This window comes from Ruegeria sp. BHSC037, assembly GCF_059613045.1.
Genome location: NZ_JBXWRT010000003.1, coordinates 265,718 through 285,569, shown reverse-complemented (window position 1 = coordinate 285,569; position 19,852 = coordinate 265,718). Strand labels below are relative to the sequence as shown.

At 63.3% G+C, this 19,852-nt stretch carries 20 protein-coding genes; 11 read left to right on the top strand and 9 right to left on the bottom strand.

Annotated features, from left to right (window positions below):
- From AC2FMN_RS04675 to glmM, 6 genes are all read left to right on the top strand, one after another.
- Nucleotides 1–1,698, top strand: a 1,698-nt coding sequence (locus AC2FMN_RS04675) for a putative PEP-binding protein (RefSeq protein WP_496686643.1), incomplete at its 5' end; no start/stop codon positions are given.
- A gap of 152 nt (nucleotides 1,699–1,850) precedes the next feature.
- Nucleotides 1,851–2,525: a cell wall hydrolase gene (locus AC2FMN_RS04670; protein WP_496682209.1), complete on the top strand. Its 675-nt coding sequence runs from the start codon at nucleotides 1,851–1,853 to the stop codon at nucleotides 2,523–2,525.
- A gap of 79 nt (nucleotides 2,526–2,604) precedes the next feature.
- The gene (locus AC2FMN_RS04665) at nucleotides 2,605–3,981 is read left to right on the top strand and encodes a multicopper oxidase family protein (protein ID WP_496686642.1); all 1,377 of its coding nucleotides are present in this window, start codon (nucleotides 2,605–2,607) and stop codon (nucleotides 3,979–3,981) included.
- Nucleotides 3,982–4,083: 102 nt separating this feature from the next.
- Entirely contained in the window at nucleotides 4,084–5,004 is a 921-nt protein-coding gene (locus AC2FMN_RS04660; RefSeq protein ID WP_496682204.1) for a dihydroneopterin aldolase, read from the top strand.
- Nucleotides 5,001–5,999 (top strand): dihydropteroate synthase, encoded by a 999-nt coding sequence (gene folP / locus AC2FMN_RS04655; RefSeq protein ID WP_496686641.1) that lies wholly within the window; start codon nucleotides 5,001–5,003, stop codon nucleotides 5,997–5,999. Before AC2FMN_RS04660 ends, folP begins: the two co-directional genes overlap by 4 nt.
- 36 nt (nucleotides 6,000–6,035) lie before the next feature.
- Entirely contained in the window at nucleotides 6,036–7,382 is a 1,347-nt protein-coding gene (glmM, locus tag AC2FMN_RS04650; RefSeq protein ID WP_496686640.1) for a phosphoglucosamine mutase, read from the top strand.
- Here the strand turns inward: glmM and AC2FMN_RS04645 are convergent.
- The gene (locus AC2FMN_RS04645; protein WP_496686639.1) at nucleotides 7,376–8,278 is read right to left on the bottom strand and encodes a DMT family transporter; all 903 of its coding nucleotides are present in this window, start codon (nucleotides 8,276–8,278) and stop codon (nucleotides 7,376–7,378) included. The two genes, glmM and AC2FMN_RS04645, sit on opposite strands and share 7 nt — an antisense overlap.
- A gap of 72 nt (nucleotides 8,279–8,350) precedes the next feature.
- Entirely contained in the window at nucleotides 8,351–9,373 is a 1,023-nt protein-coding gene (ilvC, locus tag AC2FMN_RS04640) for a ketol-acid reductoisomerase (RefSeq protein WP_496682193.1), read from the bottom strand.
- 131 nt (nucleotides 9,374–9,504) lie between these two features.
- On the opposite strand from ilvC, the gene AC2FMN_RS04635 reads away from it, so the two are divergent.
- Entirely contained in the window at nucleotides 9,505–9,960 is a 456-nt protein-coding gene (locus tag AC2FMN_RS04635; protein ID WP_496686638.1) for an Lrp/AsnC family transcriptional regulator, read from the top strand.
- Nucleotides 9,957–10,415 (top strand): Lrp/AsnC family transcriptional regulator, encoded by a 459-nt coding sequence (locus AC2FMN_RS04630; protein ID WP_496686637.1) that lies wholly within the window; start codon nucleotides 9,957–9,959, stop codon nucleotides 10,413–10,415. Before AC2FMN_RS04635 ends, AC2FMN_RS04630 begins: the two co-directional genes overlap by 4 nt.
- 3 nt (nucleotides 10,416–10,418) lie before the next feature.
- On the opposite strand, the gene hutC is transcribed toward AC2FMN_RS04630, so the two are convergent.
- On the bottom strand, nucleotides 10,419–11,033 hold the full coding sequence (gene hutC / locus AC2FMN_RS04625) for a histidine utilization transcriptional repressor HutC (protein ID WP_496686636.1): 615 nt from the start codon (nucleotides 11,031–11,033) through the stop codon (nucleotides 10,419–10,421).
- A gap of 316 nt (nucleotides 11,034–11,349) precedes the next feature.
- On the opposite strand from hutC, the gene AC2FMN_RS04620 reads away from it, so the two are divergent.
- A complete protein-coding gene (locus AC2FMN_RS04620) occupies nucleotides 11,350–12,477 on the top strand; it encodes an aminotransferase class V-fold PLP-dependent enzyme (protein WP_496686634.1) in 1,128 nt (375 codons plus the stop codon).
- A gap of 13 nt (nucleotides 12,478–12,490) precedes the next feature.
- Here AC2FMN_RS04620 and AC2FMN_RS04615 read toward each other — a convergent pair whose 3' ends face one another.
- From AC2FMN_RS04615 to AC2FMN_RS04605, 3 genes are all read right to left on the bottom strand, one after another.
- Entirely contained in the window at nucleotides 12,491–13,687 is a 1,197-nt protein-coding gene (locus tag AC2FMN_RS04615) for a UbiH/UbiF family hydroxylase (protein ID WP_496686633.1), read from the bottom strand.
- Nucleotides 13,688–13,761: 74 nt separating this feature from the next.
- Entirely contained in the window at nucleotides 13,762–14,010 is a 249-nt protein-coding gene (locus AC2FMN_RS04610) for a hypothetical protein (RefSeq protein WP_496686631.1), read from the bottom strand.
- A 122-nt stretch (nucleotides 14,011–14,132) separates the two neighbouring features.
- Complete coding sequence (locus tag AC2FMN_RS04605; RefSeq protein ID WP_496686630.1) at nucleotides 14,133–14,777, bottom strand: pyrimidine 5'-nucleotidase; 645 nt, start codon at nucleotides 14,775–14,777, stop codon at nucleotides 14,133–14,135.
- 101 nt (nucleotides 14,778–14,878) lie between these two features.
- Here AC2FMN_RS04605 and AC2FMN_RS04600 point away from each other — a divergent pair, with 101 nt between their 5' ends.
- The gene (locus AC2FMN_RS04600) at nucleotides 14,879–15,526 is read left to right on the top strand and encodes a GntR family transcriptional regulator (protein WP_496682172.1); all 648 of its coding nucleotides are present in this window, start codon (nucleotides 14,879–14,881) and stop codon (nucleotides 15,524–15,526) included.
- Here AC2FMN_RS04600 and AC2FMN_RS04595 read toward each other — a convergent pair.
- Nucleotides 15,483–17,396: a glycosyltransferase family 2 protein gene (locus AC2FMN_RS04595; protein ID WP_496686628.1), complete on the bottom strand. Its 1,914-nt coding sequence runs from the start codon at nucleotides 17,394–17,396 to the stop codon at nucleotides 15,483–15,485. The genes AC2FMN_RS04600 and AC2FMN_RS04595 overlap by 44 nt on opposite strands.
- A 90-nt stretch (nucleotides 17,397–17,486) precedes the next feature.
- The gene (carA, locus tag AC2FMN_RS04590) at nucleotides 17,487–18,653 is read right to left on the bottom strand and encodes a glutamine-hydrolyzing carbamoyl-phosphate synthase small subunit (protein WP_496686627.1); all 1,167 of its coding nucleotides are present in this window, start codon (nucleotides 18,651–18,653) and stop codon (nucleotides 17,487–17,489) included.
- 183 nt (nucleotides 18,654–18,836) lie between these two features.
- On the opposite strand from carA, the gene AC2FMN_RS04585 reads away from it, so the two are divergent.
- Nucleotides 18,837–19,319 (top strand): GatB/YqeY domain-containing protein, encoded by a 483-nt coding sequence (locus tag AC2FMN_RS04585; RefSeq protein WP_496682166.1) that lies wholly within the window; start codon nucleotides 18,837–18,839, stop codon nucleotides 19,317–19,319.
- Between the two features lie 7 nt (nucleotides 19,320–19,326).
- Here the strand turns inward: AC2FMN_RS04585 and AC2FMN_RS04580 are convergent, their stop codons facing one another.
- On the bottom strand, nucleotides 19,327–19,818 hold the full coding sequence (locus AC2FMN_RS04580; RefSeq protein WP_496686626.1) for a DUF2244 domain-containing protein: 492 nt from the start codon (nucleotides 19,816–19,818) through the stop codon (nucleotides 19,327–19,329).
- Nucleotides 19,819–19,852 lie beyond the last annotated feature (34 nt).

Below are 19,852 nucleotides of genomic sequence, written 5' to 3'. Positions count from 1 at the left end.
TTGATGCGCAAAAAGCTGCGCGAGGAAATGCAGGTTGAATTCGTGATCGAGAACGGCAAGGTGCATATTCTGGACGGCGTGCGCGTACCGCGCAGCGCCCGCGCCGCGATGCGCATCGCCGTTCGGTTGGCTGAAGACGGAATCATCCCGCCGCAAGAGGCGGTGATGCGGATCGATCCGCATTCTCTTAACGAGTTGCTGCACCGGCAGGTCCATCCCGAGGCCAAGCGTGACGTGCTCACTACCGGCATCGGGGCCAGCCCGGGGGCGGCCAGTGGGCGGATCGTGTTCACCTCGGCCGAAGCGCAGGCCAGCGCCGCGCGTGGCGAGCCCTGCATCCTTGTGCGCCGCGAAACCTCGCCCGAGGATGTGCGGGGCATGCATGCGGCCGTGGCCGTTTTGACCGAAAAGGGCGGGATGACCAGCCACGCCGCCGTGATTGGCCGCGGTCTGGGGCTGCCCTGTATCGTCGGCGCGTCCGAGATGAGGTTCCAGACCAAGAAGAAACATCTGGTGGCGCCGGACGGTCGCGTGTTCAAGACCGGCGACACTCTGACTATCGACGGCACGTCCGGGCAGGTACTGGCGGGTGAGCCGGCAATGCTCGAGGCGGCGCTGGACGACTGTTTCCAGACCCTGATGGGCTGGGCCGATGCTGAACGCGACATCGCCATTCGCGCCAATGCCGACACGCCCGCCGATGCGCAGGTCGCGCGCCGGTTCCAGGCCGAGGGGATCGGCCTGTGCCGGACCGAGCACATGTTCTTCGACCCCGGTCGCCTGATCGTGATGCGCGAGATGATTTTCGCCGAGACCCCTGCCGGTCGCGCGGCGGTGCTTGCGCGGCTGTTGCCTATGCAACGCGCGGATTTCGTACAGCTTTTCGAAATCATGGAAGGGCAGCCCGTCTGCATCCGCCTGTTCGATCCACCGCTGCACGAATTCCTACCCACGACCCGCAGCGGCCAGCGTGAACTGGCCGAGGCGCTGGACCTGCCGGTTTCGGATGTTGAGCGCCGGGTCGAGGCGATGAGCGAATACAACCCCATGCTGGGCCTGCGCGGCGTCCGCCTTGGCGTGACGGTGCCCGAAATCTATGACATGCAGGCCCGCGCGATTTTCGAGGCGACGCTCGAGGCCAGCAAGAACGGCGCCCCGGTGGTTCCCGAGGTGATGATCCCGCTGGTGTCGGCCAAGCGCGAGGTCGAGCTGGTCAAGGCCCGCATCGACTCGGTGGCCGCAGCCGTCGCGGCCGAGCGGGGGCAGGATTTTGAGTACCGCCTGGGCGTGATGGTCGAAACGCCGCGCGCCTGCCTGCGCGCGGAAGAGATCGCGCCCCATGTGTCGTTCCTGAGCTTTGGCACCAACGACCTGACACAAATGACCTATGGTTTGTCGCGGGACGATGCCGGACGGTTCATGTCGGCCTATGTCCGGCAGGGCGTATTTTCAGAGGATCCGTTTCATGTTCTGGATGCCGACGGGGTGGGGGAGCTGCTGAAGCTGGGCTCGGAACGCGGGCGTGCGGCCCGGCCGGATGTTACGCTTTCGGTTTGCGGTGAACATGGCGGTAACCCCGAATCAATCGCCCTGTGCCGGGACCTTGGGTTCGACTATGTGTCCTGTTCTCCGTTCCGGGTTCCGGTCGCTCGGCTGGCTTCCGCTCAATTGGCGATTGCGTCAAAACTTGGGGGTTGACCTGCCCTCCGAGCCCTAAGAATAGTGGGCGTGGGGTGGACCTGTGGCCAATTTTTTTGGCCCGACGGGCAAGATTTCTCTTGCCGAATCCTCAAAACTGGACGTTTCGCCCCGTCTGGGGTAAACCCCCCTCGCGCCCGCCGGGGGAGGGTATGGCGCGCGAAGTGCCTGTGCGAGGTTATCTGATGATACGTTACATACTGGCTGTTGCCATTGCGGCGGCAACCGTGCTGCCGAGTGCGTCCGTCGCCGAAAGAGAGACCACCGATTCCGCCAAGCGTGAACTGGTGTCCCGCAACGAGCTGCCGGGGCAAGGCTTCCGTGATTACCTGAAGCTTTTCCAACCACGCAAAGAGGTCAAGCCGGTTGAGGTTACCTACTCGAAAGGATGGCTCGATCAATTGCCCAAGGCGGCCGGCGGAGAGGACTGGAAATGCTTGGCCGAAGCGCTGTATTTCGAAGCGCGCGGTGAAAGCGTCCGCGGCCAGTTCGCGGTTGCCGAGGTGATTTTGAACCGGGTTGAAAGCAGCCGCTTCCCCAATTCGGTTTGCGGAGTGATCCGTCAGGGTACCGGCAAAAAGTATCAGTGCCAATTTACCTATACCTGCGACGGCCGCAAAGAGGTGATCCGTGAAAAGAAGGCCTATGAGCGTGTTGCCAAGGTGGCGCGTCTGGCCATGGATGGGGTTGGTAAACCGCTCACTTCGGGCGCAACGCATTATCACACCAAGGCTGTTCGCCCGTCTTGGGCGCGGGTCTACAAAGAGACCGCGAGGATCGGCGTGCACATCTTTTATCGCCACAACTACCGGACAGCGAGCAACTAGCGCGAATTGACGCACCCGCGCTGTACGCTTGATGGCGCGGGGGTGAAGGCAGGCTATGTTGCGGGAAAGGAGACCCGTGATGAAACCAAGCCGCCGAGACCTATTGAAATCTGCTGCAGCCTTTGCGGCTTATCCGACGTTTGCCCAAGCTGCTCCGCCGACCCTGCAAGCGCGCGAGGGAACGCAGTTGATCGCGCCCGAGGGTTACCCACAGACTGGTGTTTGGGGCTATGGCGGTCGGGTACCAGGCCTGCCGATACAGGTGAAACAGGGTGCGCGGGTCCAGCGCCGTCTGGTGAATGATCTGCCGCAGGCCACCTCGGTGCATTGGCACGGTATCCGCATTGCCAACGACATGGACGGTGTGCCCGGGCTGACGCAGGATGCGGTGCCGGCGGGCGGCGTTTTCGACTATGAATTCGTCGCGCCGGACGCGGGCACCTTTTGGTACCACGCCCACAATAAATCGGTCGAGCAGGTGGCGCGCGGGCTCTATGGCCCCTTGATCGTCGAAGAGCCCCAGGCGCCGGATGTCGATCAGGATCTGACCCTGATGCTGGACGACTGGCGGCTCGACCCCGAAACCGCGCAGATCACCGGTGATTTCGAAAATGGGCACGACCTCAGCCATGCCGGACGCCTTGGCAACCTTGTGACGGTCAATGGACGTTTCGACCCCTCCTATACCGTCAAGCGCCACGAACGCCTAAGGTTGCGCCTGATCAACGCCGCGAACGCCCGCATTTTCGATCTGGGCCTTGATGGTTTGGCGGGGTGGATCGTCGCGCTGGACGGCATGCCGGTGTCGGACCCGATCGCGATCGAAGACACATTCCCGCTGGCCCCCGCGCAGAGGGCGGATCTGATCGTCGACGTCGTGGCCGAAGATGGCAGCCCGGCCGGCCTGTTCAGCCGAGAACGCGACGGCGCCTTTGGCGTCGTGCGCCTGGACGTTTCGGGGCAGGCCGCGTCGGTGCCCCGCAAAAGTGTTCAGCCGCTGCCGCCAAACTCTTTGCCCGAGATCAGGGGGCTGGATGGCGTTCCGCGTCACCGCATGACACTGCAGGGCGGGGCCATGCGCTGGTTGGATAGTGCCCGGCTGGGCGATACGGAATTGTCTGGCCGCGAACTGGCGCAGTTGGGCCGGTTCTGGGCGTTGAACGGTTATGCCGAACGCCCCGACGACCCGTTTCTGGATGCGCCCCTTGGCAGACTTCACCGGATCGCCTTCGTCAACGAAACAGCTTTTCCGCACGCCATGCACTTGCATGGTCACCACTTTCGGCTGATCTTGCCGGACGGAACCCTTGGCCCGTGGCGCGACACGGTTCTTGTCGAACGTGGCGAAACCCGCGAGATCGCGCTGGTCACCGACAACCCGGGCAACTGGTTGCTGCATTGTCACATGCTGGGCCATGCCGCGTCTGGTATGATGAGCTGGTACCGCGTCACCTGACGCCGCTTTCGGCGGCTGGAATGGCGTTTGTTTGAGTGCTATAGCCGCACCCAACGAATAATTTGGGCAAACCTGTCCAAGCTGCCCGAAAAGGCCTGTGCCATGAGCTCTGAAATCCGCCTTGCCTTTGCGCATCCGTCCGAACGGTCCGAGGCGACCGCGCCACGCGGACCGCTGGATCGCATTTCCCTGCGCGATCACATCGTCGAGGTTGAGATCGGCGCCTTTCAGGCCGAGCGGGGCACCACCCAGCGTATCTGCTTCAACATCGTGGTCGAGGTGCGCCCGCTGACCGAGCAGATCGACGATGACGTCGACCGCATCCTGTCCTACGACCGGGTGACCGAGGCCATCGCCTACGAATTGGCGGCTGAGCGTCTGAACCTTCTGGAAACGCTGGCCGAACGGATCGCCGAGCGGATTCTGCTTGAACCTCAGGCGGTAAGAGCTTTTGTTCGAATCGAAAAATTGGATCGGGGCCCCGGCGCTTTGGGGGTCGAGATCGTGCGTGGCAAGGATGCCGTCCACCACGATGTCATCGAGGAAGAGCGTCCCCATCCCAGGCTGGTCTTTCTGTCGAACGCAGCGATTGAGTCCGACAATTTGTCGGGCTGGATCGACCAGTTGGAGAGCCGGCAGCGGCCGCTGATCCTGTGCGTCGGCGCGTCCGATCTGCCAGTGCCGCAGACCGGCCACGCCATGACCCAGCGCCGGATCGACCTGCTGGCGATCGAGCAGAACGCCTGGGTGCTGGCAGCGCGCGACCCGCGCTGTGTCGTCGTGTCGACCCGGACCGAGCTGAACTGGGCCATGAAGAACGGCCAGATCTGTGTCTGGGCACCGTCCAAGATCGTGCTGGATGCGGTCGATGGGCCTTCGGCGGCACCGTCCGATGCGGTGGCCTTGGCGGCCTGGTTCGCCGCCACTTTCGAAGCCAGCGAAATGCTGGTCATCGGTGGGCAACTGCCCGAGGCGCCCAAGACACCGCTGCGGGCGGTCCCGGTGGAGCAGGCGCAACTGTGACCAGTTACTATCGCCCACTGGTGCAACACGGGCCTGTGCGCCCGGACGGGGCCTCGCCGCTGGCGGGGCAGGGCTTGTGGTTCACCCATGCCGAATGCCTGCGGCGTGACGCGGCACCCCGGATCGTTGCAGCCGCCGACATCCCTAAAACGTGGCTCGACCGATTGACGCAATCGCGCGCCGCGATTGCCGGGCTGGATATGACGCAGCCGCAGATCATGGGCATCCTGAACGCCACGCCCGACAGCTTTTCCGACGGTGGCAAGCACAACACGCCTGATGCCGCGCGGGCGGCGGCCCGGGATATGGTCGCGCACGGAGCAACCATTCTGGACATCGGCGGTGAATCCACCCGCCCCGGTGCGGATTTCGTGCCCGAGGACGAAGAGATCGCCCGTACCCAGCCCTTGATCCGCGCGATCCGGGCTGAGACACCGGCGCTGATTTCGATCGACACGCGCAAATCCGCCGTGGCCAGGGCTGCGGTCGAGGCCGGTGCGGGGCTGATCAACGACGTTTCGGGCTTTACCTTCGATCCTGCACTTGGCGCTTTCTGCGCCGAGATCGATGCGTCGGTCTGCGTAATGCACATGCAGGGCGACCCGGCCACGATGCAGGACAACCCGACCTATGACGACGTTCTGCTGGACGTATACGATTTCCTGTCCGGGCAGGTGGCCTGGCTGGAAGGCCTCGGGCTGGATCGGGGCCGGATCATCGTTGATCCGGGTATCGGGTTTGGAAAGACCGAGGAACACAACCTGACCTTGCTGCGCAATCTCAGCCTGTTTCACGGGTTGGGCTGCCCGATCCTGCTGGGCGTGTCACGCAAAGGCTTCATCGGCCGGATTGGCAAGGAACCGCGCAAGGATGCCCGCGCACCGGGATCAATCGCCGTGGCGTTGGCTGGATTGTCGCAAGGTGTACAGATCATCAGGGTACATGACGTGGCCGAGACCGCTCAGGCCTTGCGCCTATGGGCCGCTGTCCGGTAATCGGGTCGCAGTCAGGACCAACCGGAGAAAGCAGGAATGCGCAAGCTGTTCGGAACCGACGGGGTGCGGGGCACCGCCAACACCTATCCGATGACGGCCGAGATGGCGTTGCGGATCGGCGCGGCCGCGGGGCGCTACTTCCGCCGGGATGGCTCGGGCGTTCACCGGGTGGTGATCGGCAAGGACACGCGCCTGTCGGGCTATATGCTGGAAAGTGCGCTGACGGCGGGTCTGACATCGACCGGCATGAACGTGCTGCTGTTGGGGCCGGTGCCGACACCGGCGGTCGGGCTGATGACCCGGTCGATGCGGGCTGATCTGGGTGTGATGATTTCGGCCAGCCACAACCCGGCCGAGGACAACGGGATCAAGTTCTTCGGCCCCGATGGGTTCAAACTGTCCGACCAAGCCGAACTTGAGATCGAACAGCTTATCGAAGCGGGTGTCAAACCCGCGCGGGCGCAAAATATCGGGCGCGCCCGGCGTGTCGATGACGCGCGGTTCCGCTATGGCGAGCGGGTCAAGTCATCTCTGCCGCGCGATCTGCGGCTGGACGGTCTGAAGGTGGTGATTGACTGTGCCAACGGGGCCGCACACCGCACCGCGCCCGAGGTGCTGTGGGAATTGGGGGCCGAGGTGATCCCGGTGGGAACGGCGCCCAACGGCACGAACATCAATCTGGGCTGCGGCTCGACCCAGCCGCGCGTGGCGGCCGAGGCCGTCGTGGCGCATGGGGCGGATGTGGGCATCTGCCTCGACGGTGATGCCGACCGGGTGGTGATCGTGGATGAGACCGGACAGGTCGCGGATGGTGATCAGCTCATGGCCCTTCTGGCCACCGCCTGGGCCACTTCCGAACGGTTGAAAGGCGGCGCTCTTGTTGCGACCGTCATGTCGAACCTGGGTCTGGAGCGGTTCCTGGGCGCGCGCGGGCTGCGGCTGGAACGGACGGCGGTCGGTGACCGCTATGTTGTCGAGCGTATGCGGGAAGGCGGGTTCAACCTTGGCGGCGAGCAATCCGGCCACATCGTCATGAGCGACTATGCCACCACCGGTGATGGCCTGATGGCGGGGCTGCATTTCCTGGCCGAGATGGTCATTTCCGGACGCAAAGCCTCGGATCTGGCGCAGCAGTTCGAGACCGTGCCGCAACTTTTGAAAAATGTACGATATGGAGAGGGGCAAGCCCCGCTGGAAGCGGACACGGTCAAGGCCGCGATCGCCGAAGCCGAGGCGCGGCTGAACGGGCAAGGGCGGCTGCTGATCCGCAAGTCGGGTACCGAGCCCTTGATCCGTGTGATGGCGGAATGCGAGGATGACGCCCTTTTGGCGCAGGTGGTCGATGGGATCGTGGCCGAGGTCGAAGCTGCAGCGCGTCAGTAGCCCAAGAGCATTTTGCGCAGGCTGAACCATTGGCTGATCGCCATTCCGGTCAGGATCAGCGCCAACGCGATGTAGAACCGCAACGGCAGCGCCTCGGACAGGATCCACGCGCCGAAGATCATTGACCAGACCGGTACCTGATAGTTCACCAGCGTCATGAAGACCGACCCGGCGCTGCGAATGATCGACACCCGCATCAGGGTGGCAAAGGCCGTGGGCACAAGCCCCAGTACGATCAGCGCAAGAGTTGGGCGCAAGCCCTGCGGGGCGGGCACGCCCTCGGTCGCCATCATGACCGGCAGCAGGATCACTGCGCCCACCGCCAATGTCAGCGCGGCCAGAACCACCGGGTCAATCGGCGGGCAGCGCCGGGTCAGGATCGACGCCACGGAATAGCAGAATGCCGCCCCGATGCAGGCCAGCTGTGCCAGCGGTTCGGCCCCGCTGCCCAGTTGCGCCAGCCCTGGGCCGATGAGCGTCAGCGCTCCGGTGAATCCCAGCGAAACCCCCACGAACCGGCGTGCGTTCAGGGGTTCATCCGAAAAGAAATGCGCCAGCGGCAGCACCATCAGCGGAATTGCCGCCATGGACAGCCCGGCAAAAGCCGAAGGCACATATTGCTGCCCCCAGCTGAGCAGCACGAAAGGCAGCGCGGTTGACAGGATGCCGATCAGGATTACCGACCACGCCAGACTTGGTGTCAGGCTGGGGATGCGCCGCCCGGCCAGCCCCATCAAAGCCAGAAGCATCACCGCCCCCAGAGTCGTCCGCGCCGTGGCCACCGTGATCGGGCCATAGCCTTCCAACGCCATCGCGACAACCATGAAGGTGCCGCCCCAGATCAGGCCCAGGGCAATGACGCCGCTCCAGTCGCGTATGTCGGGTTGATGCACCATCGCTGGCCGTTCATCCGTTGTGCATGAAAAGGGCGGCCACTGTGGCCGCCCTTTGGTTTCAACCGTTCCGGCTCAGTTCTTTTCCTGATCGACCAGCTTGCCGGCCGAAATCCAGGGCATCATGCCCCGCAGCTTTTTGCCGACTTCTTCGATCTGGTGTTCGTCATTGGCCCGGCGCGAGGCCTTCAGGAAGGGTTGGCCCACCTGGTTTTCCAGCATGAAGTCACGCACGAACTTGCCCTGCTGGATGTCCGACAGAACCTCTTTCATCGCCTTCTTGGTCTGCTCATAGGGCAGGATGCGCGGCCCGGTGACGTATTGACCGTATTCCGCGGTGTTCGAGATCGAGTAGTCCATGTTGGCGATACCGCCTTCATAGATCAGGTCCACGATCAGCTTCACCTCGTGCAGACACTCGAAATATGCCATCTCGGGCGCATAGCCGGCCTCGACCAGAGTTTCAAAGCCGCAGCGGATCAGCTCGACTAGACCGCCGCACAGAACAGCCTGCTCGCCGAACAGGTCGGTCTCACACTCTTCGCGGAAGTTGGTCTCGATGATGCCCGAACGGCCGCCGCCGATGGCCGAGCAGTAGGACAGGCCGATTTCCAGCGCCTTACCGGTCGCGTCGGTGTGAACGGCCACCAGGCAGGGCACGCCGCCGCCTTTGACATATTCGCCGCGCACCGTGTGGCCGGGGCCTTTGGGCGCCATCATGATGACGTCCACGCCCTCTTTCGGCTCGATCAGGCCGAAATGCACGTTCAGGCCGTGAGCAAAGGCGATGGCCGCGCCGGGCTTGATGTTGTCATGCACGTATTTCTTGTAGGTCTCGGCCTGAAGCTCGTCGGGCATGGTGAACATGATGACGTCGCACCAGGCCGCGGCTTCGGCGATCCCCATCACCTGCAGGCCTTCGGCTTCGGCTTTCTTGGCCGAGGGCGAGCCTTCGCGCAGGGCGACGACCAGGTTCTTGGCGCCCGAGTCGCGCAGGTTCAGCGCGTGGGCGTGGCCTTGGGAACCATAGCCCAGGATGGCCACTTTCTTGTCCTTGATCAGGTTGATGTCGCAATCGCGATCGTAATAGACGCGCATTTTGCCGGTCCTTTCTGTTTCGATTGATGCGGTTCTATCTGTGACGATTGCTATTGGCGAGAGCGTTGGGATTGGATATTGACGAAGGATGTAAACAATAATTCTTGGAAAGAAGAAAAAACGAAAAATTCATGCTTGACGATATCGACCGCCGCATCCTGCGCCATTTTCAGGCCGAGCCAAGCCTGAGCACCGCCGAACTGGCCGAGCGGTGCCGGATCAGCAATGGCGTGTGTTGGCGCCGGATCGAGAAGATGCAGGCCGCCGGGATCATTCAGGGGCAGGAGGCCGTGATTGACTGGTCCGCCATGGGCTATGCGGTCGAGGTGTCGCTGCGGGTGACGCTGGACAAGACCCAGCCGCGCGCCTTCGACGAGTTCACCGCGGCGGCCCGAAAGGTACCCGAGGTGATCGAGATCCAGACCTTTCTGGGGCGGGTAGATGTCCGCCTGTCCGTCATCGCGCGGGACATGGCGCATTATCAGCAGGTCTATCGCGACCGTATCCTGACCTTGCCGCATATCGCCGACATCGAGGCCCTGATGCACATCGCGCGGGTCAAACGGGACGAGGTGCTGCCGGTATGATCGAACTGGACGATCTTGACCGCAAGCTGCTGCGCGCCTTGGCGCAGGACGCCACGCAGAGCGCGGGTGCGCTGGGGCGGCGTTTCGGGCTGTCACAGCCCGCGACATGGCGCCGGATCCGGCGGCTGGAGCAGGCGGGCATCATCAAGGGGCGCAGGCTGCGTCTGAACGCCGAGGCGCTGGGGTTCGGCGTCACCGTATTTCTGGGCGTCAAGCTGGCGCGCAAAGGGCAGGTCAGCCTCGAGGATTTCGAACGCGCCGTCAGCGCCATCCCCGAGGTGCAGACTGTGGAACACGTTCTGGGCCTGTATGATTATCGGCTGAGAGTGGTGGCGCGTGACCTGGCGGATTTCGAGCGTGTTCTGCGCCGCCGCATCATGACACTGCCCGGGGCCGGAGATGTCGAAGCCAACGTGCTTCTGAGCGAAGAACGCCGACCGGGGCCCATCGGCTAGGTTTCAGTACTGGGTGCGGATGCAGTATCCGGGGTGGAAGGTCATGCGCGCAAAGGACAGTGGCACTCCGTCCTTCCAGGTGGTTCGCTCCAGTTGCATCATCGCCGCTGCGGTCGTTGTACCCATATAATCGGCAAGGCCGCTGTCGGCGGAAATTGCCCTGAAGGCGATTTCGGCAACCGAAAACGGCGCGGCGTCCAGCAACCATTCATGCGGCGATGTCCGCTCTAGGTCGGCCGCTTCAATTTCGGGGACGGCGGCGATGTTGACCCACCGTTCTTCGTGCTGAAAAGGACGGTTGTCTGCATAATGCATGCAGACCACGTGCAGCACCCGCGCATTTGCCTGCAGGCTGAGTTGCGAGCTGAGCCAACCGGGGCTGGGCACCACATTCCGTTCCACAAGTGAATAGCGATAGGCGGCATTCTGGTCTTCAACGACTTGCTTGACCACAGACAGCTCGAGCTTGGCCTGCTTGCTGGGCAATTTCTTGACCCGAGTGCCACTTTTGCGTTTGCGTTCGACAAAGCCCTGTTCGGCAAGTTCGCGCAGCGCCCGGTTCACGGTTGCCCGCGCGCAGTTGAATTCCTCGGCCAGCTGTGTCTCGGTCGGCAGCAATGCGCCTTGTGGCCAGACACGGGTTTCAATCCGCCTTTTGACTTCGTCACGAACAAACTGAAAACTGATACGCTTGTGAGCATTCACTGTCTGGAAATTCCTGTTCAGGTTCCGGCTGAGCGTATCTGTTCAGAAACACGCCAGAGTGTAAAGATCACCTGATACTGGTTGGCGTCATTTTTGCCGTTCCGGCCGATACTGTTGCATTCGAGAATATCAAAATGACATTTTCCTTGGGTCAATTGTTGATAATGGCCAGCCCATTCCCATAGTTTGTGTCTTATTTCTAAAAAATCAAAACTTGAAAGGAGCCTCCATGCCCGCATTGTTGGAAACCGTCGATCCACAGGGGCTTGAGGAGTTTTCGGTTGTGTTCACCGACCGCTCGCTCAATCACATGTCGCAGGCTTTTCAGCAGGTGATGCGCGACATCTCAGGGATGCTGCGGAGCGTCTATGGCGCGGATGGCGTGGCCATTGTGCCGGGTGGCGGAACCTACGCGATGGAGGCTGTGGCCCGCCAATTCGCCCGTGGCGCCAATGTGCTGGTGGTACGCAACGGCTGGTTCTCGTATCGCTGGAGCCAGATTATCGAAACCGGGGGCCTGACGGCGTCAGCCACCGTGTTGAAGGCCCGTCAAACGGGGAATTCCACCCCGTCGCCCTTTGCGCCCGCGCCGATCGACGAGGTGGTCGAAACCATTCGCAGCCAGCGACCCGGCGTGGTGTTCGCGCCGCATGTGGAAACCTCGGCCGGGGTCATTCTGCCGGACGACTATGTCAGCGCGATGGCTGCCGCAGCGCACGAGGTCGGTGCGCTGATGGTGCTCGACTGCATCGCCTCGGGCTGTGCCTGGATCGACATGAAGGCCACCGGCGTGGACGTTCTGATCTCGGCGCCGCAAAAGGGTTGGAGCGCCTCGCCCTGTGCTGGTCTGGTCATGCTGTCTGAACGCGCCGAGGCGCGGCTGGCCGAGACCACCTCGGACAGTTTCGCGCTGGACCTGAAGAAATGGCGCCAGATCATGCAGGCCTATGAGGGCGGCGGCCATGCCTATCACGCCACCATGCCCACCGATGCGCTGCGGGCGTTCCGGGACACGATGCTGGAGACCCGTGACTATGGGTTCGACAAGCTGCGCGACGCGCAATGGCTGCTGGGGAATGCGGTGCGGGCGATGCTGCGCGACAAGGGGGTCGTTTCGGTCGCTGCCGAAGGCTTTGGGGCACCGGGGGTGGTGGTCAGTTATACCGACGACCCCGAGGTGCAGAACGGCAGGAAGTTCGCCGCGCTGGGCATGCAGATCGCGGCCGGGGTACCTTTGCAATGTGACGAGCCCGAAGGGTTCAGCACCTTCCGTCTGGGCCTGTTCGGGCTGGACAAGCTCTATGATGTCGATGGCACGGTGGCCCGGCTGAAGCGGGTGCTGGATCAGGTGCTTTAGGCCCGAACGGGCCTCAGCGCACGCCGAGGCCCATCTGCATCAGCGTCTTGCGCACCACCGGCATCGAATAAAGCGCGTTGAGCCCTGCGGCGCGCGCATCGCGCAACGGCCGTGCCTCGACCATCGAGGCGCGGTTCAGCAGGTCGATCCCCTTGACGCGCAGCTCGATCTCGGAATGACGGGCCTTGTGATAGGCGTCGAGCATTTGGGCATCTCCCAGACTCTCGGGCCGGGCCTTGGCCAAGTCCAGCAGGCTGCGCAGATCCCCCAGTGACATGTTCAGCCCCTGCGCGCCGATCGGGGGCACCACATGGGCGGCCTCGGCCATCAGCGCCACGCGCTGGGCCGACAGGCGCTCGGCCGATTGGCTGATGATCGGCCAAATCGTCCGGCGTGAGGCCAGTTTCAGCGGCCCAAAAAGGCCGCAGGACCGCTCGGTCATCGCGGCTTCGAACTCGGCCTCGGGCAGGTTTAGCAGTTCGACCGCGCATGGGCCGCGCTCCATCCACACGATCGCCGACGAGGGCTGGCCCTGCCAGTCAGGCAGGGGGACCAGGGTGAACGGCCCGCCGGACCGGTGGATCTCGGTCGAGACGTTTTCATGGGCGATCGGATGGGTCACCGCAAAGGCCAATGCCTTTTGCCCGTATCGCGTGGTGTGGACCTTGATCCCCGCAGCCTCTCGCATCGGCGAGTTGCGGCCGTCGGCGGCGATCACCAGCTTGGTGCGGATGCGCGTGCCGTCGGACAGACCCACACGCGCCTCGGCGGTGCGGGTGAGCAGGCTGACGGTGCCGGTGCCGGGGCGGAAATCGACATTCGGCAGTTCGTGCAGCCGGGCCACCATCTCGCGCCGTAGCAGCCAGTTGGGCAGGTTCCAGCCAAAGGGTTGATCCGAGATATCGGCGGCGTTGAAATCGCGCACCACGCGCGGCTCGGGGATGTCGCCGCCCGCGTCCACGATGCGCATGATCTGCAACGGCGCGGCGTAAGGTTCCAGCCGGTCCCACAATCCGCAGTGCTGCAGCAGGCCGTGCGCCGGCTGCAGAAACGCGGTGGTGCGTAGGTCGGACCCGTCGGCGTCTCGGTCGGTGACGGGTGGGGTCGGGTCCACGCAGATCACGTCGAACCCTGCGGCGCCGAATACGGCCGCCGCGGTCAGCCCGGCGATGCCGCCGCCGGAAATCAGGATGTCACAACTGTCGGTCATCGCGTCACTCTCCGTTGCCTGCGGACCCTAGTGCGGTTCTGGGGCCTGCGCCAAGTGACATCCTGTCCCGTGGTCTAGCCGCGTGAAATCAGGACCAGAATCAGGAACATCACCGGCACCATCGCCAAGGCCGGCAGATACAGGCCCGGCAGGCCGAACAACAGGGCGGAACAGCCCCACATGCTGACCAGCGCCGCAACGGTATAGCCCAGATCCTCGGGCTTTCCATTGGCCGTATCGCGGGCCAGCCAGCCAAACAGGGGAATTGCAAAAAGCAGGCGCTGCCAAAAGGGCAGGCGGCCGGGCATCTCGATTGCGGTCATCGGGGTCTCCAGTTCTGTTCGTCGCTGAGCCTGATGTAGGAACGACTTTGCATCTGCAGAATGCGCGGATCGTCGCAGTTTCGGGCTGCGCGCAGGCGCATTTCGTCGCAATCTCGGGTGGTTCAGATCAGGCGCGCGAGAAAGGCGGTCAGGTCATCGGTGTGGTGGTGGATGTGATCCGCGTCATGAGGATCGGGCGCAACATGCACCGTACGCATGCCCATGTCGTGCGGGACCTTCAGGTTGCGCGGCTCGTCCTCGAACATGGCGGCGCGGTCGGGTTGGATGCCGTCGCGGGCAAAGACCGTTTCAAACGCGGCCTTGTCGGGTTTGGGGCGATACCCCGCATGTTCGACCCCATAGATCGCGTCGAACAGCCCATCCAACCCGCGTGAGGCCAGAACCCGCTCGGCGTAGGGCGCGCTGCCGTTGGTGTAGACGATGCGCCGCCCGGGCAGGGCCCGGATATGCGCGGCCAGCGCAGGGTCGGGCTCCATGTGGCTCAGGTCGACCTGATGAACCGCGTGCAGATAGGGCTCGGGGTCCAGATCATGTTCGGCCATCAGCCCGGCCAGCGTGGTGCCGTGTTCACGCCAATAATGTTGACGCAGTCGGTCGGCCTCGGCCCGGTCGACGCGCAGGGCTTCGACCACGTATTCCGTCATCAGCACCTCGATCTGATCGAACAGGCGCATGTGCGGCGGATACAGGGTATTGTCCAGATCGAACACCCACTGAGTGACATGCGAAAACGCAGGCTTGACCATGGGGTTGGGTTTAGGCCGTGGCCACCGGGTTTTCAATGGCGCACTTGATTGCAGACCCATGGCCCGGATAGACAGGTCCGAACGAGGAGAGACCTGACCCAATGAACCAGTCCCGACAGCCCCAGACCGATGCCTACAGCCTGATCCTCGAAGCGATCGACGTAGGGGTGTACAAACCCGGTGACCGGCTGGTGGAAAGTGAACTGGCCGAGCGGTTCGGCGTGTCGCGCACCCCGATCCGCGAGGCGCTACAGCGGCTTGAGACGCAGTCGCTGCTTGAACGTGACGGGCGGTCGCTGATCGTGGCCTCGCTGGACCACAACCAGATGGCCGAGCTGTATGTCGTCCGGCGTGAATTGGAGGGGCTGGCGGCCCGGCTGGCCGCGCGGCATGCGACCGAGGAAGAAATCAAGGTATTGCAGGACATGGTCGCGGCCGACGACGCACTTGTGGGTGACCCGGTCGCCCTGTCGCGCGCCAATCGACGGTTCCACGAACAGATCCACCTGGCGTCGCACAACCGCTATCTCGTGCAGCAGCTGGATCTTGTGCATCGCACGATGGCGCTTATGGCCACCACGTCGCTGGCAGCGCAAGGTCGGGGCGAGATCGCCCAGAACGAGCACAAGGCGATCGTTGACGCCATCGCAGCCCGCGACGAGGAGGCCGCGGACCGAGCGCTGAAAGAGCATATCTCGGTCGCGTTCATGACCCGTCTGAAACAGGACGCAATCCGGCGCGAAAAGTAGGCTTGGGCAGGTTTTCTTCGGCTGCCTGGCCATGCTGGGTCTTGTCCCAGAAGAACGGGTTGGCCGCCAGTTCCCACAATGCCTTGTAGGCGGCTACCACGCCCAACGGATAATACAGCGCCATGGTGGGCACCCATGGGATCAGGAACCGACGGCCGCCCGAGACCACGCCCAGTGTGCCCACGATGATGTTTGCGGCTTCGGCGGTCAGGAACAGATAGACGCAACCGCGCAGTATTTCCGGCGCTATGACGCCCTGGAAAGGATGCGGCCACCCGACCGAGGCCAGCCAGAAGGCCCAGAGCACCGGGGCAAGCAGAAATTGCCCGACCGTGCCCAAAAAGAAGGCCTGAACCCCGAAAAACCGCCACGCCCCAAGGTCGCGCAGCAGCCGCGTCGGAGACCGCATATGCACCAGGTAGGTGACCATGAAGCCTTTGAGCCAGCGTGACCGCTGCTTGATCCAAGGCCAGGCGCGGAAATTCGCTTCTTCATAGGTCGTGGTGTCCACGATCTGGGTGCGATAGCCAGCGCGGGTCAGGCGCAGGCCCAGATCCGCGTCCTCGGTGACGTTGTGTGCGTCCCAGCCGCCAAGCTCGATCAGCTTGTCGCGGCGGAAGAAGAACGTCGTTCCTCCCAGCGGCACGACCAGCCCCAGCCGGGCGATTCCCGGCAGGATCACTCGGAACCAGCCGCTGTATTCGATGGTGAAGCAACGGGCGCGCCAGTTGGTTCGCGGGTTGTAGAAATCCAGTGCCCCCTGCAGGCAGACCACGTCTTCGGGCGCCTTTGCGAAATGGCGAGCGACGGTCTCGAGCTGGTCCGGCACGGGGGCGTCTTCGGCATCCCAAACGCCCACGATCTCGCCCCGGCAGAAATCCAGCGCATAGTTCATGGCGCGGGGCTTGGTGGTCAAATCGCCCAGGGCCGGTACCTCGATCGTGCGCATCCAGCTTGGCAGATCGGCTTTTTCCAGCGCCGCGCGCGTGACGCCATCCTTCTCCTCCAGCACGAGGACGACATCCAGCAGCGCCTTGGGGTATGTCAGACGTTGCAGACGCTGGACCAGAGCGCCAGCGATTTCCCGTTCCTTGTACAATGGAACCATGATCGAAACGCTGGGAAGCCGGGCAGGCGATTCCATCAATTCGGTCTGGCGTGTTCTTCGCGGAGCGAAATAGGCCGCCACGCCAGCCAGACGCAGGACCAGAAACAATGTCAACGTGCCGACCGCGGCCCAGAACAGCAGCGAAAGACCAAGCTGCGGGATGGCGGCAAGCCCGGCGACGGCCATCAGAAACGCAACAGCCGGCTTGAACCGCGAACCGAGATTCCACCCACGGCAACTCTGGCTCAGTGGGGCGCGGGTTTCTGCAGCCTGGGCCAGCTGCGTCTTGTACCGGTCCGCGATCGCATTGTCGATCTGGTCCGCTTGGGCCAAGACCGGCAGGACCGTCTGCGCGCAGTCGCGCAGGCGATCGGCCACCACGTCGAACCGATCAGGGCGGGCGGTGGCCACCATAAGGATCGGCCCGACCCGCATCCACGGAATGACGTTGTGTTCGATCCAGAATTGCACCGGGCGCAGGGCGCACAGTTCGGCAGGCGGAGGGGAGGTCTCGAGATCGGCGAATTGCAACCGGCGTTGATGCCGCAAAGCGCACAGAACATCTTTGCGCGTGGCCCAGTTTTCGCTGACGAGAATCTCGCCCAACGGTGCCTTCTGTCGCTTTTGCGATTGCAGCGCCGCGTCCAGTTGTTGGGGCGTAATCGTTCCCGCATCGACCAAACAGGCGCCAACGGGCTTCCAAATCTCCGATCCGGCCACTGCTGTCGCGGGACCTTGATCCGAAAAACTCAACTCAACCATATTGATACCCTGCCCGAAGTCACTCGGGCAGAGTTGCTCAATCAAGGTTAATCCCAGGTTAACGGCTGCGCATATCGCAGCCAACGTGGTTTAAGCGTGGGCTTTTCTGTCCGCCATGGCCTGCGCGAACCGTTCGAACAGGTAGAAACTGTCCTGCGGACCGGGGGACGCCTCGGGATGGTACTGAACCGAATAGACGGGACGGTCGGTCATGCGGATGCCGCAGTTCGAACCGTCAAACAGGGAGCGGTGGGTTTCGATCACGCCTTCGGGCAGCGATTGCGCGTCCACGGCGAACCCGTGGTTCATCGACGTGATCTCGACCTTGCCGGTTTCCAGATCCTTGACCGGGTGGTTCGCGCCATGGTGGCCGTGGTTCATTTTGACCGTTCGGCCGCCCAGCGCCAGCGCCAACATCTGGTGGCCAAGGCAGATCCCGAAGACCGGAAGGTCGGTGGTGTCGAGAATTTCGCGGATCATCGGCACAGCGTATTCCCCGGTGGCGGCCGGATCGCCCGGACCGTTGGACAGGAACACGCCGTCGGGGTCATGGGCCAGAACTTCTGCCGCGGTGGCGGTTGCGGGCAGCACGGTCACGTCGCACCCGGCCGAGGCCAGACAGCGCAGGATGTTCCGTTTGGCGCCGTAATCCAGGGCGACGACCTTGTGCAGGGGTGCCTGTTGCCGCTGATAGCCGTCGGGCCAGGCCCAGCGCATCTCGTCCCAGCGGTAGCTTTGGGTGCAGGTCACCTCCTTGGCCAGATCCATCCCTTCCAGCCCGGCAAAACCACGCGCCGCAGCGATCAGCGACTCGATGTCAAAATTGCCGTCGGGGTCGTGGGCCAGGGCCACATGCGGGGCGCCCTGCTGACGGATCGCGCGGGTCAGCCGGCGGGTATCGACCCCACCGATGGCGATCCGGCCGCGCCGGGCCAGCCAGTCGGTCAGCCGCTCGGACGAGCGCCAGTTCGACGGCTCGGTCGGGTCCCATTTCACGACCATGCCTGCCGCGACCGGATCGGCGGTTTCGTCATCCTCGGGATTGACGCCGACATTGCCGATATGCGGGAAGGTGAACGTGACGATCTGACCGGCATAGGACGGGTCGGTCATGATCTCCTGATAGCCGGTCATCGCGGTGTTGAAACACAGCTCGGCCACGGTCTGGCCCGTGGCGCCGAAACCGGTGCCGAAGAAGAGCGTTCCGTCGGCCAGTGCCAGACATGCGGTGGGCTTGGACGTGGCGTTGTGGGCCATGGCGCGACTCTCCTTTTGGGTAAATCGGCGCATAACTAAGGGGGTTGGTGCCTCGGGTCAACCCTGTTCAATTTTCGGGCTTTTGTTGTTTTTCAACGGCTTAACAAAAGTCCAAGGGTGTTGTGTCATGAAAACTGTTTGGATATGTTCGGGGTTCCGTTGCCATGGGGATGAATTGAGCAGATGGATATGCGAACGCGGATCACCACCGCCCTGAAGCAAGCAATGAAAGACAAGGACACCGAGCGCCTGTCGACCCTGCGGCTGATCAATGCCGCCATCAAGGATCGCGACATTGCCAAGCGCGCCGAGGGCAACGAAGAGGCCAACGGCTGCGGCGATGCGGATGTGCTTGAGATCCTTGGGAAAATGAGCAAGCAACGCAAGGAGAGCGCCCGCGCCTACGAGGAGGGCGGCCGCCTCGACCTGGCTGAACGCGAACTGCGCGAGGTCGAGGTGATCGAGGAATTCCTGCCCAAGCAACTGGATGACGACGAAGTCGCCGCCGCGATCGAGGCGGCGATCAGCGCGACCGGAGCCGGTTCGATCCGCGACATGGGCAAGGTGATGGGCGCTCTGAAATCGCGCTATGCCGGCCGGATGGATTTCGGCAAGGTCGGGCCGTTGGTCAAAGACCACCTGTGCAGCGTTTCGAACGGCGGCTAAGGCTGTCTCAGCCGACCGCCGGATCGCGCAAGCGTTTCACCAGGTCGTCGTAGAGGGAAACGCGCTCTTCCTCGGACAGGAAGGCACCGATTTCGACGACGCGGCCTTCGCCCGACAGAGTGACATAATTTGGCACCGGCCCGCCGGTCGGGTGGATCTCGGGGCGGGCCCAGTATCGGTTGCACTGCCATTCCTGCCGAGGGGCTCGCGGGGCATGGCGCACCAGATGGGCCTGGGTGCCGGACAGGGTCAGAACCTCGTGGACGCTGCGGGCGCGGTAATTGGCCTCGAACGCCAGCCAAAGCCCGGCCACGGTCAGCAACAGAAACGGCAGAAGCCCCCACAGAAGGACCGATCCCAGAACCGCCAGCAGGGGGATCAGGCCAAACAGAAAGACCGCCAGAACGACGGCCATCGCACCGCGCGGCGGCAACGAGTTGTGCGGCCACAGGCGCAGGCGCTGCTCGACATCTGATGTGTCTTCCCAGTGATACGGCATCACGACAAAAAATAGCGGTCGTGCCCGTGTTGTC

Bases quoted from the DNA above. Each gene is read 5' to 3' on its own strand.
- AC2FMN_RS04670 (WP_496682209.1), top strand. From the start codon at position 1,851: ATGGCGCGCGAAGTGCCTGTGCGAGGTTATCTGATGATACGTTACATA.
- AC2FMN_RS04665 (WP_496686642.1), top strand. From the start codon at position 2,605: ATGAAACCAAGCCGCCGAGACCTATTGAAATCTGCTGCAGCCTTTGCG.
- AC2FMN_RS04660 (WP_496682204.1), top strand. From the start codon at position 4,084: ATGAGCTCTGAAATCCGCCTTGCCTTTGCGCATCCGTCCGAACGGTCC.
- glmM (WP_496686640.1), top strand. From the start codon at position 6,036: ATGCGCAAGCTGTTCGGAACCGACGGGGTGCGGGGCACCGCCAACACC.
- AC2FMN_RS04645 (WP_496686639.1), bottom strand. From the start codon at position 8,278: ATGGTGCATCAACCCGACATACGCGACTGGAGCGGCGTCATTGCCCTG.
- ilvC (WP_496682193.1), bottom strand. From the start codon at position 9,373: ATGCGCGTCTATTACGATCGCGATTGCGACATCAACCTGATCAAGGAC.
- AC2FMN_RS04635 (WP_496686638.1), top strand. From the start codon at position 9,505: ATGCTTGACGATATCGACCGCCGCATCCTGCGCCATTTTCAGGCCGAG.
- AC2FMN_RS04630 (WP_496686637.1), top strand. From the start codon at position 9,957: ATGATCGAACTGGACGATCTTGACCGCAAGCTGCTGCGCGCCTTGGCG.
- AC2FMN_RS04620 (WP_496686634.1), top strand. From the start codon at position 11,350: ATGCCCGCATTGTTGGAAACCGTCGATCCACAGGGGCTTGAGGAGTTT.
- AC2FMN_RS04615 (WP_496686633.1), bottom strand. From the start codon at position 13,687: ATGACCGACAGTTGTGACATCCTGATTTCCGGCGGCGGCATCGCCGGG.
- AC2FMN_RS04610 (WP_496686631.1), bottom strand. From the start codon at position 14,010: ATGACCGCAATCGAGATGCCCGGCCGCCTGCCCTTTTGGCAGCGCCTG.
- AC2FMN_RS04605 (WP_496686630.1), bottom strand. From the start codon at position 14,777: ATGGTCAAGCCTGCGTTTTCGCATGTCACTCAGTGGGTGTTCGATCTG.
- AC2FMN_RS04600 (WP_496682172.1), top strand. From the start codon at position 14,879: ATGAACCAGTCCCGACAGCCCCAGACCGATGCCTACAGCCTGATCCTC.
- AC2FMN_RS04595 (WP_496686628.1), bottom strand. From the start codon at position 17,396: ATGGTTGAGTTGAGTTTTTCGGATCAAGGTCCCGCGACAGCAGTGGCC.
- carA (WP_496686627.1), bottom strand. From the start codon at position 18,653: ATGGCCCACAACGCCACGTCCAAGCCCACCGCATGTCTGGCACTGGCC.
- AC2FMN_RS04585 (WP_496682166.1), top strand. From the start codon at position 18,837: ATGGATATGCGAACGCGGATCACCACCGCCCTGAAGCAAGCAATGAAA.
- AC2FMN_RS04580 (WP_496686626.1), bottom strand. From the start codon at position 19,818: ATGCCGTATCACTGGGAAGACACATCAGATGTCGAGCAGCGCCTGCGC.